Below are 14988 nucleotides of genomic sequence, written 5' to 3' on the forward strand. Positions count from 1 at the left end.
ATGAGTTCAAATAATAGATACGCACTACGCGGAGTTTCTGCTGAGAAAGAAGACGTTCATAATGCAATTAAGAACATTGATAAAGGATTATTTCCAAAGGCATTTTGTAAGATTATCCCAGATCATTTAACTGGGGATGAGGATTACTGTTTAATTATGCATGCTGATGGAGCGGGTACGAAGTCATCTTTAGCTTATATGTATTGGAAAGAAACTGGAGATATTTCTGTATGGAAAGGAATTGCTCAAGATGCATTAATCATGAATATTGATGATTTATTGTGCGTAGGAGCGACAGATAATATTATGCTTTCTAGCACTATAGGGCGTAATAAAAATCTAGTTCCGGGAGAAGTTATTTCTGCTATTATCAATGGAACAGAGGAATTAATTAATGAATTGAAATCTTTTGGAGTAACAATTCACTCTACAGGAGGAGAGACTGCAGATGTAGGAGATTTAGTTCGTACGATTATTGTAGATTCTACTGTGACTGCACGTATGAAGAGAAGTGATGTTATTGATAATGCTAATATTCAAGCAGGTGATGTTATCGTAGGTTTAGAATCATTTGGACAAGCTACCTATGAAAAAGGGTATAATGGAGGTATGGGAAGTAATGGATTAACATCAGCTAGACATGATGTTTTTGATCATTCTTTAGCAGCAAAATATCCAGAGAGTTATGATTCATCTGTGCCTGAAGAATTAGTCTATTCAGGAAAAGTACATCTTACTGATGTAGTAGAGGGATCTCCTATAGACGCTGGTAAATTAGTATTGTCACCTACTCGTACTTATGCACCTATTATTAAGTCAATATTAAATAAATATAAATCAGATGATATTCATGGGATGATTCACTGTAGTGGAGGAGCACAGACAAAGATTCTTCACTTCGTGGATAAATTACATATCATCAAAGATAATATGTTTCCTGTTCCACCATTATTTAAGCTAATTCAAGAGCAATCTAACACAGATTGGAGAGAGATGTATCAAGTGTTTAACTCAGGTCATCGTATGGAATTATACGTAAGACCAGAAGTGGCAGCTGATATTATTGCTATCTCAGAATCTTTTAATGTAAAAGCTCAGATAGTTGGTAGAGTGGAAGCTTCAGAAGAGAAGAAACTAACAATCACTTCTGAATACGGAACATTTAAATACTAAAAAAACATACAATATAAAATGGCAAGATTGCTTTCTATCGATTTCGGTAAAAAACGTACAGGTATAGCTGTAAGTGATGAACTTCAAATTATAGCCTCTGGATTAACTACAGTTGATACAGAGCAACTATTGCCGTTTCTAAAAGATTATTTTTCTAAAGAGAAAGTGGAGAAGGTGATTATTGGAGAACCAAAACGCCTAAATAATGAACCTTCTGAAGTAGTACCTTTGTTGAATAGTTTTATTGAAAAGTTTAAGACGTCTTTTCCTGATATGCCAGTTGAGAGAATAGACGAGAGATTTACTTCTAAGATGGCTTTTCAAACAATGATAGATAGTGGTCTTAAAAAGAAACAAAGACAGAATAAAGCGTTGATCGATGAGATAGCAGCGACTATAATTCTACAAGACTACATGAGAAGATAAATGTTTTTTAATTTTATGATTATTTAAGATTAGTTGTAGATAATTTCTCTTAAATAAAGATTAGTTTTGCATATAAATAAATCCGATATAATGTCAAGTATACAAAAATCAGAGGCTGATGTTGTTTTGGTAGGGGCAGGTATTATGAGTGCTACTCTTGGGGTCCTACTGAAAGAGCTGAAACCAAACTTAAAAATTGAGGTTATTGAGCGTCTCGACAGTGCGGCTGCCGAAAGTTCTGATGCAATGAATAATGCCGGAACTGGACACTCTGCGTTTTGTGAATTAAATTATACGCCTGAAAAAGCAGACGGTACAATAGATGCTTCTAAGGCAATCAATATTGTAGAGCAATTCGAAGTTTCTCGTCAATTTTGGTCTTATTTGGTAAATAAGGGGGTCCTTAAAAATCCAAGTAATTTTATCCATACTGTACCTCATATGAGCTTTGTGTGGGGAGAAGATAACGTAAACTATTTAAGAAAACGTTATAATGAACTTCAAAAATATCCATTATTCCAAGGAATGGAATTCTCTGATAATAAAGAGAAAATAAAAGAATGGGCTCCATTAATTATAGAGAACAGAAAAGAAAATGAAGTATGTGCTGCTACACATATGAATCTTGGAACAGATGTTAACTTTGGTGATCTTACTCGTCAGTTATTTGACCATCTAAAGAGTGAAGATGGAGTTAATATGACTTTTAATTGTGAGGTTAAAGATATCACAAAGACTGGTTCTGAATGGACTGTATCTGCAACAGATAGTAAAGGACAAAAAAAGGTAATCAAATCTAAATTTGTATTTGTTGGAGCAGGAGGTGGAGCGATTCTACTATTGCAAAAAGCAGATATTGCAGAAAGCAAAGGTTATGGAGGATTCCCTGTAGGAGGAGAATGGTTAGTATGTCGTAATCCTGAAGTTGTGAAAAAACACATGGCTAAGGTATATGGTAAAGCATCTGTAGGAGCGCCACCGATGTCTGTACCTCACTTAGATACTAGGTTTATTGATGGAAAACATTCATTACTTTTTGGACCTTACGCTGGTTTCTCTACTAAATTCTTAAAAAGAGGATCATATTGGGACTTAATTAAATCACTTGAATTTAATAATATTGGTCCAATGTTAGGAGCAGGTCTTCGCAATATGGATTTGACCAAATATTTGATAGAACAAGTATTACAGTCTTCAAAATCTCGTTATGCAGCATTAAGAGAATATTATCCAGATGCTAAAGAGGAAGATTGGAAATTAGAAAAAGCAGGACAACGTGTACAAGTTATCAAAAAAGATAAAGATGGAAAGGGAATCTTGCAGTTTGGTACTGAAGTAGTAAGTGCTGCTGATGGATCAATAGCAGCTTTATTAGGAGCTTCGCCAGGAGCATCTACCGCAACTCCAATTATGTTAAAGCTTTTATCACAATGTTTTAAAGAAGAGTTTAAGTCTGCTGAATGGCAAGCTAAATTTAAGGAAATGATTCCTACTTTTGGATTAAAGCTAAATGAACATCCTGAACTAGTAGCAAGTACTAGGGATAATACAAGTAAGACTTTGAAAATATATCCATACAATTAATAAAAAAGCACTCTATATAGAGTGCTTTTTTATTAATTATATGTTAGTATTATTTGTTTAGAGAAATAATATTTTAGTTATAAAGGCAAAGAATGTATATAACTATTATATTTACATACTTTGTCCTTTTAGTTATATAATTATTATTATCTGAATAAATGTTTAATATGCAGATGCTTAAAAATGACTTCTAAATCTCTTTACCTAATTCTTCCTTTCTGGGTATTAGTATTTGCTATATATGGTTGTGATAATTCAAAAAGGAATGATATTATAAATCATTCTATAAAGGAGTTTCTAAAAAACTATAATACTGATGCGGTAAATGACTTAATGCTAAAACAAGCTGATTCTATAGGAAAACTTGTTTTGTTATTGCCTAATTCCCGTGGTAATAGAGAAATAATAAAGGATTATATAAACAAAACTAAAGCTCATAAAAAATATTGTGATCGGTTATATGACTATGCAGTTGAAGATCGTGATAGTATAGATATAGCAAATGCTTATTTATTGACAGGTCAGTATTATTTGAGTAATCTTGTATTTGATAGTGCTTACTATTATTATAATCAAGCTGAAAAGCTATATCTCATAAAAAAGGATTCCTTAAATATTAGTTACACTTATTATATAAAGGCCTATGTACTTAATAAAAATGGTGTCTATTCAGAGGCAGAAAAACAAATTCTAAAATCTATTCGCTATAATACCAAAGAAATATCTATTCGAAGACGTCATCAACAGTATTTTACAATTGGAGATGTTTTTAGTGGATTAGGTATGTATGAGGATGCTTTACACTATTATAACCAAGCGTTCGAATTACTTTCAGATAAAACAATATTATCAGAGGAATCAGAAGCGTATATTAATCTTAGCAAAACTTATTTAGTTGATAATGTAGCAAAGGTGTATATAAAACAAGAAAAGTACCTCAAGGCTAAAGAACTACTATTAGAAGGTATAGCTAAGTATATAAATTTTAATGATGTAACTAGTGAAAGATACTACGCATATTTAGCTATTAGTTTAGCTTCTACTAAATTAAAAACAAATGATTACAAAGGGATACATGCTTTATTAAACGAGATAATAGAAATAGGAAAAAGGAATAAGAACCGAATAATTATCCATAAAGCTGAATTAGTTTTGGCAGAATATTATTTTGTAACAGGGCAACTGAATTTAGGCTTCCCTTTAGTTGAAAGAATATTAGAAGAAGTTCGTAGTGTGGGAGATTTTGAAAATCAATTGAAGGCATTAGAATTATTAATATCCTATGATTCTGATAGATCAGACCAGTTTTTTATTGAATATGTTGAAATAAGTAAGAGATTTAAAGGAGAAGGAAATTTAATTCAAAATAGCTTTATAAGAATAAAACAAGAGGCAGACTCTTTGAATGAATTGAATAAAACATTACTAGAGCGAAATAGATTATTAAGTACAATTACTATTAGCTTATTTGTGATTGTTACTATTATTTTATTAGCTTATATATATCATTTAAAGATAAAAAAAATAGGGTTAATCAAGATGTTTCAACAAGATACTGAACAGTATTATAATTCAATTATAAACGTTCAGAAGTATTTGGCTGTAGCAAAAGATAGAGAACGTAAAATAATTGCGAAAGAATTAAACGATGGGGTAGTTAATAGGTTATTTGCAACTCGATTTACATTAATGCAATTAAGGAAAGAAGAAATTGATAATCATAAGGATGTTTTGGTAAATGAAGTTGTTGAAGTAGAGGATTATATAAGGAATATATCTCATAGTCTTGTTAATGAAGAAGGAGGGAAGGTACAGGGATTTCAACAGTTATTACAAGAACTTGTCTTAGTACAGAAAAGACAGTCAAATATTGATTTTAGTATACTAATAGATGCTAAATTAGATCTAGAATGTCTAGATCATAGAAAAAGAATAAATATTTATCGTTCGATACAAGAGGTTTTGTTAAATGTAGCTTTACATTCTAATGCGAGTAAGTGTGTCGTTGATATTAAGCTTAAAACTCCTGTAAGTTTTGAAATAGCGATTACGGATAATGGGACTGGTTTTGATACTAGGTCTATAAAAGGTGGATATGGACTACCGAATGTTAAGGAACGAATAGAGATTATAGAGGGGAAATTATTTGTGATTAGTAAGAAAGGTAGTGGAACGAAAATTCTCTTCATAATTTATTTCTAGAAATACAGAGAAATTAAATAAAGTATGTGTATTTCGTTGTAAATAGTATTATGTATTCGGTAATTAATAGTTAATTATATACTTTTTACTTTTACTAGATTACATATTAATAGTTCTCTATCTTTGTATGCTTTTTTTAATAAGTTATAGTGTCTTGTATTTAAAATGTTTAAACTAAGAGTCTTATATTTTGCAGTCTTGTGTATTTCTATGTCGATGATTCATTGTACACAGACTGAAACCAATAAAGAAGACTTAAAGTTAGAAGAAATAAACGCATTTATAAAGAGTTATAACAGATTTAACCCTACTGATAAAGATAAGGCTGCTGCAGACTCTTTAGGTAATGTTATATTAAACCTAAGGAATACTGAGCAGAGCAGAAATGCTTTGCGAAAATATATATTACTAACTAATGCAGATAAGCAGTATATAGAAGAACTCTTTAAGAGGTCTAGAAAAGCAGATGACAAGAAAAATGAAGCGCAAGCTTATTTCTTACGTGGTAAACGTTATGCTCAGAATTTTCAAATAGATAGTACTTATTATAATTACACTAAAGCTGAGTTTTTGTTTAAGTCTATTCAGGATTCTGTAAACTTGCAAGAAGTGTATTCTCATAAAGCTATTATTCTTTTAAATAATAAAATCTTTACTGAAGGACAATCACAGATTCTTAAAGCGATGAATGTTAATAAAGAGCATAAAGATGCTCGTATTAAATATTCAGAATCTATTATAATGGCTAATGCTTTAGTAGGTTTAGAACAATTGCCAGAAGCTTTAAAGCAATTAGAATTATCTTTAAAACTTTTAGATAACCCTGAAATTGTAAAGTTTTTTTTACCTGATGCAATTAGGTTGAACAAAATTACGATTTACTATAATATAGCAGAGGTTTATATTAAGCAAGGCGAGTATAAAAAAGCCCAAAATTTAATACATAATGTTATTGATAAATATATCAATGAAAGTACTATATATGATGAGATGATGTTGGCACATTTGTTATATAACTTAACTCAAGCCGATATTAAGAGTAAACAATATGATGATGTAGAAAAGAATCTTGTTAGAGCAATCGATATACAATTGAAAAACAAGAATCTTCAGGATTATAATTTGTATAAAATTCTTTTAGCAGAGTATTTCTATCTAATTAAAAAAGAAGAACAAGGAAATCAACTTGTAAACGAGGTATTAGAATATGCTCATCAAAATAATAATCTAGGATTAGAAAAAGAAACTCTTACTGTATTATTAAAATACAAAAAAGAGCAATATAATACCAATTTTGTGAGATACGAGGAGTTGAATAAACTTATACTCGATGAGAATAATGTGATCAAGAATACTTTTGCAAGACTTAGTTTTGAAGCGGATTCTCTAGAAAGAGCAAATGAGCAATTACAAAATCAGAAGAATATTATTACGATGGTTTCTAGTGCTTTACTTGTACTTGCTATAACTATTTTCTTTGTTATTTTGTTTAGGCAAAAAGCAAAAGAAGTTTCTTTAGTCAAGTTGTTTCAGAAAGACACAGAGAAGTACTATGACTCGATTATCAATGTACAAAATGAATTAGCCGAAGCCCGTAATATAGAGCGTAAAGAAATAGCAAAAGAACTACATGACGGTGTTTTAAATAAGCTATTTGTTACTCGTTTTTTATTAATGCAGGTAAGTAAAGAGTCTGTAGAGACACATAAAGATTCCCTTATTAATGAAGTAAAAGAGGTAGAACAATATATAAGAGATGTTTCTCATGTATTAGGACATGAAGAGGATTTTAAAAATAAAGAGTTTAATGAACTAATTAGGGATCTAGTAGGGATTCAGAATAGAAATCAAGTAACTAAGTTTATATTATTTATGTCTAATGATATTTGCTTTAGTAGGTTAAGTATTAAGTTTAAAGTTCATATTTATAGAATTATACAAGAGTGTTTACAGAATGTACAGAAACATGCTAAGGCAACAGAATGTCAAGTATCTATACTGTTAAGAGAAGAAACGAGATTTGAGGTAATTATTAAAGATAATGGAGTAGGTTTTGATACAGATATAGTAAAGAGAGGGCTTGGATTTACTAATATAAAAGCAAGAACCCAATTGATGAATAGTAAGATTAATATTTCAAGTACAGAAGGTAAAGGAACTAGTATTTCTTTTACTATTGATTTAAACGAGTCAGTAGAGTGCTAGAATCTAGGTATTAGATAAATGAGAGAGGTCGCTTAATAGCGACCTCTCTCATTTATTATTCTTCACTAGTGAAGTTTATTCTTTTAGAAAAGTACATTAGTATGGCGATGATGGTGAATAATCCAATACTACCGACAATAAGTGCAGCTTCTTTTAATTGTAATAGGAAGAATAGAAATGCATATAACACAAATAATAATCCAAATATAGTTGCTGCAATACGCTTGTTTTTGCTCAATCCAAAGATAAATGATGTAATCAAAATTATAGTCGCTGATGCTGAAATAATATAAGCATAACTAAAGCCTATATATTCTGCAAAGGATAGGAGTAAGACGAAATTGATACATAAAGCTAACCCCACTAATGTGTAGTGTAATATATTGATGCTTAGGTTTTTTATATTCTCCATAAAAAAGAAGGTAGCGAAGGTTAAGCCTATAAATAGTAAAGCATACTTAGTAGCTCGGTTTACTTTGCTATAAAAGTCATTCATTTGTAGAAATTTCATTCCAAAACTATAATCTGTCAACTGGGTAATTGTATTTAGATCAGAGCTGATTGGTATAGATTGAAAAATTGTCCATTTTGAATGCTCGTTTACGCTTTGTTTTTCATCGTTATCAGGTAGATAGTTTCCAATATATTTGATATCCTTATAGTCAGAAGTGACATTGACATTAGTCTGTTTAGCAGTTGCTAGAAAGTTAATCTCTGTAGAACCCTTTAACTGAATAGGAAAATTAATATTACTCAAATCTATATCCTCTTTATTGATATCGTAACTTAAGAAAGCAATACTAGAATTGATCCTTAGAGATCTATCCTGCTCAAAGTATTGTTGAGGGTTTTTATTGATAAGAATCTCTTGAGTGAAACCTTTACTATCTGATACAGAGAAGACAATCTTCGCATTTGTAAATGCTTCCTTATCTGCTAGATTTAACGTAGAGGCTAATTCATCTAGCGTAGGGAAGCTAGCTTTTACATTTAAGTTAGTGTTATAAAGTGCTACTTCATATAAGCTTCTTTTTTTAATTTGTGTTTTTATATCACCTGTAAAATCTTGTTTGATAGGAGTTTGTAAATAACTGTTTAATTGTTTCATTACTTTTCCATCCTCAGTAAGATGATTAGTATAGTATTCTACAAGGACAAAAGGACCGTATATGGTTTGTTTTTGTCCCCATTTAGAGGTTACTTCAGTCGTTACTTCACTCTGAAAGCTTTCACGTTCGGAGATTAGACTACTGATAAAAGGTAGTGTGATAAGTAACATAAGAGATAATACACTGATTATAACTCCTTTGATCATTGGTTTGTAATTTTCTTTTTTCATTTTATTAGAGTTAAAAGTACTTTGTTTTTCAAAGTTGATGGGTAAAAAAATTATTTAAGCTTTTTAATTAAATTTTCTAAATAGGCTAGGTGTTGTTTAAAGGCAAGCTTACCTTCTTCAGTCACTGTATAAGTAGTATTTGTTTTTCTTCCAACAAATCCTTTTGTAACCGTTATATAATTACTTTCTTCTAGGTTCTTTAAATGAGAGGCAAGGTTTCCATCTGTTAGGTCTAGATATTCTTTTAGATCTTTAAACGATAGGGAGTCATTGACCATTAATCCACTCATAATACCTACGCGGATACGATTGTCAAAGACTTTGTTTAATTTTTCTAAATCGAATTTCATATTTGTGTTATAATTTATTTATCGTACTTATTCCATAAAATAATCCCGTAAAGCAAATGTACTAAACCGAACCCTATTGCCCATAGTAAAAGTGTGTAATCTAAGAAATAGAACGCTAGTAAACCTAGGACTATCTCTAGTGCAGCGATTGCTTTTACTTCTTTGACAGTGTCTTCTTGGACGCTAAATAGTGCTAACCCATAGAATAATAGTGTAGTAGGTAAAGCAAATTGTAGCAAATGATACTTATGTAATATTAAGCAAAGAATTCCGGCTATTATTAGCGGAATAGAGAAGCGTACTAATAAGCGCTTAGTGACTTGATTTAAAAACGATTTCCCTTGTTTGCGTGTTTTGCGTATTGTAAAGAAAAATCCACCTACCACAGCAATGACAAAGGTAGCGATAGCTAGCACTAATAGCTTTTCTGCAGTATAAGCAGTTTGGTACGGATCTTCTAGTGTTAGATTTTCATAAGAGTACGTAGAGCTTGTCTGCCAATAGTATAAAACACTTGCAGCAATAAGCCCACATAAACCTACCCATATACCGCTCCAACCACTAAGGCTTAAAAACTTAGTAGAGCGCTCCATTATCGACTTGATTTGATTTAAATCTTCAATAGCTTTATTTGTCATAGTAAAAGTACTTTGAAATACAAAGTTAATAAAATAATGATATGTGCAACAAAAAAGTGAATATTTATTTTAATGGTTATAAATCTATACTAACGTTCTCCACTATAATCATAAACGAGTACTTATAGCTAGTTCAAAAACTATTTAAATACTATGTAAATTTTCTTGTTTTGATAAGTAAATTAGGTGTAATAAATAGCTTTAACTCAAAAAATCAAAGCAATGAAGATAAATCTAATTTTGAAAAAATAGGCAGTGTTCGCATAGTTATCGCATAGTGATGGCATACTGCTCGCATATTTTTGATGGTTTTTTATGCGACCGCTATGCGATAAAATTGTAATCCATATGCTATTACTGTACTAATGTTTCTAAAAGCAGTGATATTGATGCTTTTTAGAAGTTGTTCTTTATCTAGGTAGGCGTTTGAGCTGTATTTTATGTCAGTTTATGTTTAAATGAAAGAATCATAAAGCGTAAATTTGTTACTTGCAGTCAATTAAATAATGAATTATGACACAGATTACTTCCTATACTTTCTCCACAGCTAAAGCTTTGACAGAAGAGCAGAGCATAGACTATAATCATCAAGTAGATCAGTTTAATGTTTGGCCTTCTTATGTATTAGCAGATACAGTGAATCTAACATATTGGGATAGTATATATGAGTTGTTCGCTGATTATCAGTTTTATCTTTTAGAAGGAAATGTAGTTGTTGGTAATGGAAATTGTATTCCACTTCATCTTACTGCAGAGGAGTTAGCTGACTTACCTGAGGGAGGATGGGATTGGGCTTTGGAAAAGGCTGTTAAAGATCATGAGAAAGGATTAATCCCAAATACACTTTGCGCATTGCAGATTGGGCTCAATAAGAACTATCAAGGTAAAGGCATTAGTCATCAGCTAATCCAATATATGAAAAGTATTGCTTTGTCTACTGAGATGAATGCTTTTATATTGCCTATTAGACCTAACTTAAAGACAAATTTTCCTTTGATTTCAATGGATGATTATATCCAATGGGAGAATGAAGAAGGTTTGCCTTATGATGCATGGATACGTACACATATAAAAGGAGGAGCTCATATCGTAAAGATTTGTCAGTATTCTATGGTTGTTGAAGGAAGTATCGCCGAGTGGGAAGAGTGGACTAATATGAAGTTCAGAAGCTCTGGTGAATACATCTTACCTGTATTGCTTAATCCTATTAAGATAGATTTAGAAATGGATAAAGGTGAATATATAGAAGCTAATGTATGGATGAGATATGAATTAGGTTAACGCTATAGGATTGTATAACGGGGTATAGGGGAGAACTATGTGTTGTTGATTTAAGCATAAGTAACTCAAATCTTTTGAGGGGGGTAGTGAAATTAGCGAATATTTATTATATTGGCATTCTACAAAAACTAAAAAATTATGCAACAAAATACACCCTATACGCCTACTAACAAGGTGCGTATAGTTACTGCGGCGGCTTTATTTGATGGCCATGATGCGGCGATTAATATTATGCGTCGTATCATTCAATCGACGGGATGTGAGGTTATTCACTTAGGACATGATAAGAGCGTTGAAGAGGTAGTGAATACAGCTATCCAAGAAGATGCTAATGCGATTGCAATGACTTCATATCAAGGAGGTCATAACGAGTATTTTAAATATATGTACGACCTGCTACAAGAAAAAGGAGCAGGACATATCCGAATCGTTGGAGGAGGAGGGGGAGTAATTCTTCCTAGTGAGATAAAAGAGTTGATGGATTATGGTATCACACGCTTATATTCTCCAGATGATGGACGAGCAATGGGATTACAAGGGATGATTAACGATATGGTAGGGAAGGCTGACTATCCTACAATGGACTTGCAATTACCAGAAGGAAAAGATGTCTATCAATCTTTGGCAGATAAAGATGTTACTACGATTGCTCGTTTAATTTCGTTAGCTGAAAATAGAGAAGAAGATTTCCTTAAAGTATTCCAATACGACGAAAAGAAACATAAGAATACACCTATATTAGGTATTACAGGAACGGGAGGAGCAGGTAAGTCATCTATGGTAGATGAGTTAGTTCGCCGTTTCTTGATTGACTTCCCTGAAAAAACAGTAGCACTAGTCTCTGTTGACCCTTCTAAGCGTAAGACAGGAGGAGCTTTATTAGGAGATCGTATTCGTATGAACTCGATTAATAATCCTCGTGTGTTTATGCGTTCTCTGGCTACTCGTCAGTCTAACTTAGCGTTATCTCGTTATGTTGAAGAAACACTTCAAGTACTTCAGGTTGCCAATTATGATTTAATTATTCTTGAAACTTCGGGAATTGGTCAGTCAGACACGGAGATTTTAGACCACTCAGATGCTTCTTTATACATTATGACTCCAGAGTTCGGAGCGGCTACTCAGTTAGAAAAGATTGATATGCTTGATTTCGCTGATATCGTTGCAATCAATAAATTTGATAAGCGTGGAGCATTAGATGCAATTAGAGATGTAAAGAAACAATACCAACGCAACCATAACTTATGGGATGTAAACCCAGACGAAATGCCTGTATTTGGTACGATTGCTTCTCAGTTTAACGATCCTGGTACCAATGCTTTGTATAAAGCGATTATGGATAAAGTGGTAGAGAAGACAGGAGCAGACTTAACGTCTAGTTTCGAAATCACTAAGGAGATGAGTGAGAAAGTATTCGTGATACCTCCTAACCGTACACGTTACTTATCTGAGATAGCGGAGAACAACCGTAAATATGATGAGACGGTATTAACTCAAAAAGAGGTAGCTCAGAAGCTATACGGTATTTTCAAAACAATAGAAACAGTAGCTGGTAAATTGCCAGAAATAGATAAGTCAGGAATCGTAGAAGAAACAATAGCTTCTAAAGATGCTGATACACAATTGTTCATCAACCTTCTATTAAAGGAGTTTGACAAGGTGAAGATGAACTTAGACCCTTATAATTGGGAAGTGATTCTAACATGGGATCAGAAGGTGAACAAGTATAAAAACCCAGTGTACTCATTCAAAGTACGTGATAAAGAAATCAAGATTGCGACGCATTCAGAGAGTTTATCACATTTACAGATTCCTAAGATTGCGCTGCCTAAGTATGAAGCTTGGGGAGATATCTTGCGTTGGTCATTACAAGAGAATGTACCAGGAGAATTTCCGTTTACTTCAGGACTTTATCCGTTTAAGCGTGAAGGAGAAGATCCTACACGTATGTTTGCAGGAGAAGGAGGACCAGAGCGTACCAATAGACGTTTTCACTATGTGTCATTAGGTATGCCAGCTAAGCGTCTATCTACTGCATTTGACTCTGTGACTTTATATGGTAATGATCCAGGACATCGCCCTGATATTTATGGTAAGATTGGTAATGCAGGGGTTTCTATCTGTTGTTTAGATGATGCGAAGAAGTTGTATTCAGGGTTTAACCTTGCAGATGCTTTGACATCAGTATCGATGACTATTAACGGGCCAGCGCCTATGTTATTAGGATTCTTTATGAATGCTGCTATTGATCAACAGTGTGAAATCTATATCAAAGACAATGACTTAGTAGCGGAAGTTGAAGCAAAGATTGAAGCTATTTATAAAGCAAAAGGTGTAGAGAGACCTCGTTATAATGGTGAATTACCAGAAGGAAATGATGGTTTAGGACTGATGCTTTTAGGAGTAACAGGAGATCAAGTATTGCCAAAAGAGGTGTATGCTGAGATTAAAAAGAATACGTTATCACAAGTTCGTGGTACGGTACAAGCGGATATCTTAAAAGAAGATCAAGCTCAGAATACTTGTATCTTCTCTACGGAGTTTGCACTTCGTTTAATGGGAGATGTACAAGAGTACTTCATTGAGAAGAATGTGCGTAACTTCTACTCTGTGTCTATCTCAGGATACCACATTGCGGAAGCAGGGGCAAACCCTATTACCCAGTTGGCATTTACATTAGCGAACGGATTTACTTATGTAGAATATTATTTAAGTAGAGGAATGGATATTAATGACTTCGGGCCAAACTTATCGTTCTTCTTCTCGAATGGTATTGATCCTGAGTATGCAGTAATTGGTCGTGTAGCGCGTCGTATTTGGGCAAAAGCACTGAAAAATAAGTATGGTGCTAATGAACGTGCACAGATGCTTAAATATCATATTCAGACTTCAGGGCGTTCATTACACGCACAAGAGATTGACTTTAATGATATCCGTACTACACTTCAAGCGTTGTATGCTATCTATGACAACTGTAATTCACTTCACACTAACGCGTATGACGAGGCTATTACGACTCCTACAGAAGAATCTGTGCGTAGAGCTATGGCAATACAGTTAATCATAAATAAAGAGCTAGGATTGGCTAAAAATGAGAATCCAATACAAGGGTCATTTATTATTGAAGAATTAACGGATTTAGTAGAGGCTGCTGTATTAGCAGAATTTGATAGAATTACAGAAAGAGGAGGAGTGTTAGGAGCAATGGAGACCATGTATCAACGTTCTAAGATTCAAGAAGAGTCATTGTACTATGAAACATTAAAACACAATGGTACGTTCCCTATTATTGGAGTAAATACTTTCTTGAGTTCTAAAGGATCTCCAACAGTAGTTCCTGCTGAAGTTATCCGTGCAACAGAGGAGGAGAAACTGTTCCAAATCAAAACAAAAGAGAATTTGAATAAGGCTAATGAAGCTTTAGTAAAAGAAGAATTAGAGCGTATTCAAGAGGTAGCTATTCAGAATGGCAATATATTCGAAGCGCTAATGGATGCTTCTAAAGTCTGTTCGTTAGGTCAGATAACTTCAGCATTATTTGAAGTAGGAGGACAGTACAGACGTAATATGTAAGATTAATTTCTCGCTTATTTATATAAAGCCTGTGGACTGAATGTTCACAGGCTTTTTTTGGTTTTTGGTGATTACTATAGATGCAGTATTTTGCGTGTCACACAAGTTATGAAAACATCTAAAAGCTGTATTATGTGACACGGAAGATATTCTGTCTCTACTTTATGTAGATTGTATTTTGACCTAGTGCTATATTACTTACAATGGAGTGATATGA

Annotated in this window: 10 protein-coding genes; 7 read left to right on the forward strand and 3 right to left on the reverse strand. The window is 32.8% G+C overall.

What is annotated here, in order from left to right:
• From AABL87_RS07435 to AABL87_RS07455, 5 genes are all read left to right on the forward strand, one after another.
• The gene (locus AABL87_RS07435; protein ID WP_006259084.1) at window positions 1-1173 is read left to right on the forward strand and encodes an AIR synthase related protein; all 1173 of its coding nucleotides are present in this window, start codon (window positions 1-3) and stop codon (window positions 1171-1173) included.
• An 18-nt stretch (window positions 1174-1191) separates the two neighbouring features.
• Window positions 1192-1599 (forward strand): Holliday junction resolvase RuvX, encoded by a 408-nt coding sequence (ruvX, locus tag AABL87_RS07440; RefSeq protein WP_006259083.1) that lies wholly within the window; start codon window positions 1192-1194, stop codon window positions 1597-1599.
• An 87-nt stretch (window positions 1600-1686) separates the two neighbouring features.
• A complete protein-coding gene (locus AABL87_RS07445; protein ID WP_255420020.1) occupies window positions 1687-3183 on the forward strand; it encodes a malate:quinone oxidoreductase in 1497 nt (498 codons plus the stop codon).
• A gap of 183 nt (window positions 3184-3366) precedes the next feature.
• Complete coding sequence (locus AABL87_RS07450) at window positions 3367-5385, forward strand: tetratricopeptide repeat-containing sensor histidine kinase (RefSeq protein WP_341277124.1); 2019 nt, start codon at window positions 3367-3369, stop codon at window positions 5383-5385.
• A gap of 165 nt (window positions 5386-5550) precedes the next feature.
• Window positions 5551-7590: a tetratricopeptide repeat-containing sensor histidine kinase gene (locus AABL87_RS07455; protein WP_341277125.1), complete on the forward strand. Its 2040-nt coding sequence runs from the start codon at window positions 5551-5553 to the stop codon at window positions 7588-7590.
• 55 nt (window positions 7591-7645) lie between these two features.
• Here AABL87_RS07455 and creD read toward each other — a convergent pair whose 3' ends face one another.
• From creD to AABL87_RS07470, 3 genes are read right to left on the reverse strand one after another with little or no spacing between them, the layout of a single operon-like run.
• Window positions 7646-8929 (reverse strand): cell envelope integrity protein CreD, encoded by a 1284-nt coding sequence (gene creD / locus AABL87_RS07460; protein WP_006259079.1) that lies wholly within the window; start codon window positions 8927-8929, stop codon window positions 7646-7648.
• A gap of 50 nt (window positions 8930-8979) precedes the next feature.
• Window positions 8980-9279 carry a winged helix-turn-helix domain-containing protein gene (locus tag AABL87_RS07465; RefSeq protein WP_006259078.1) on the reverse strand — a complete coding sequence of 100 codons (300 nt, stop codon included), beginning with the start codon at window positions 9277-9279 and terminating at the stop codon, window positions 8980-8982.
• Window positions 9280-9293: 14 nt separating this feature from the next.
• Window positions 9294-9917, reverse strand: coding sequence for a hypothetical protein (locus tag AABL87_RS07470; RefSeq protein ID WP_006263445.1), 624 nt, complete (start codon window positions 9915-9917; stop codon window positions 9294-9296).
• A gap of 513 nt (window positions 9918-10430) precedes the next feature.
• Between AABL87_RS07470 and AABL87_RS07475 the strand changes: the two genes are divergently transcribed.
• Both AABL87_RS07475 and AABL87_RS07480 read left to right on the forward strand, forming a co-directional pair.
• The gene (locus AABL87_RS07475) at window positions 10431-11198 is read left to right on the forward strand and encodes an N-acetyltransferase (RefSeq protein ID WP_341277126.1); all 768 of its coding nucleotides are present in this window, start codon (window positions 10431-10433) and stop codon (window positions 11196-11198) included.
• A gap of 138 nt (window positions 11199-11336) precedes the next feature.
• The gene (locus AABL87_RS07480; RefSeq protein WP_341277127.1) at window positions 11337-14771 is read left to right on the forward strand and encodes a methylmalonyl-CoA mutase family protein; all 3435 of its coding nucleotides are present in this window, start codon (window positions 11337-11339) and stop codon (window positions 14769-14771) included.
• Window positions 14772-14988 lie beyond the last annotated feature (217 nt).

The sequence above is a fragment of the Myroides sp. C4067 genome (assembly GCF_038039665.1).
Classification (GTDB): domain Bacteria; phylum Bacteroidota; class Bacteroidia; order Flavobacteriales; family Flavobacteriaceae; genus Flavobacterium; species Flavobacterium odoratimimum.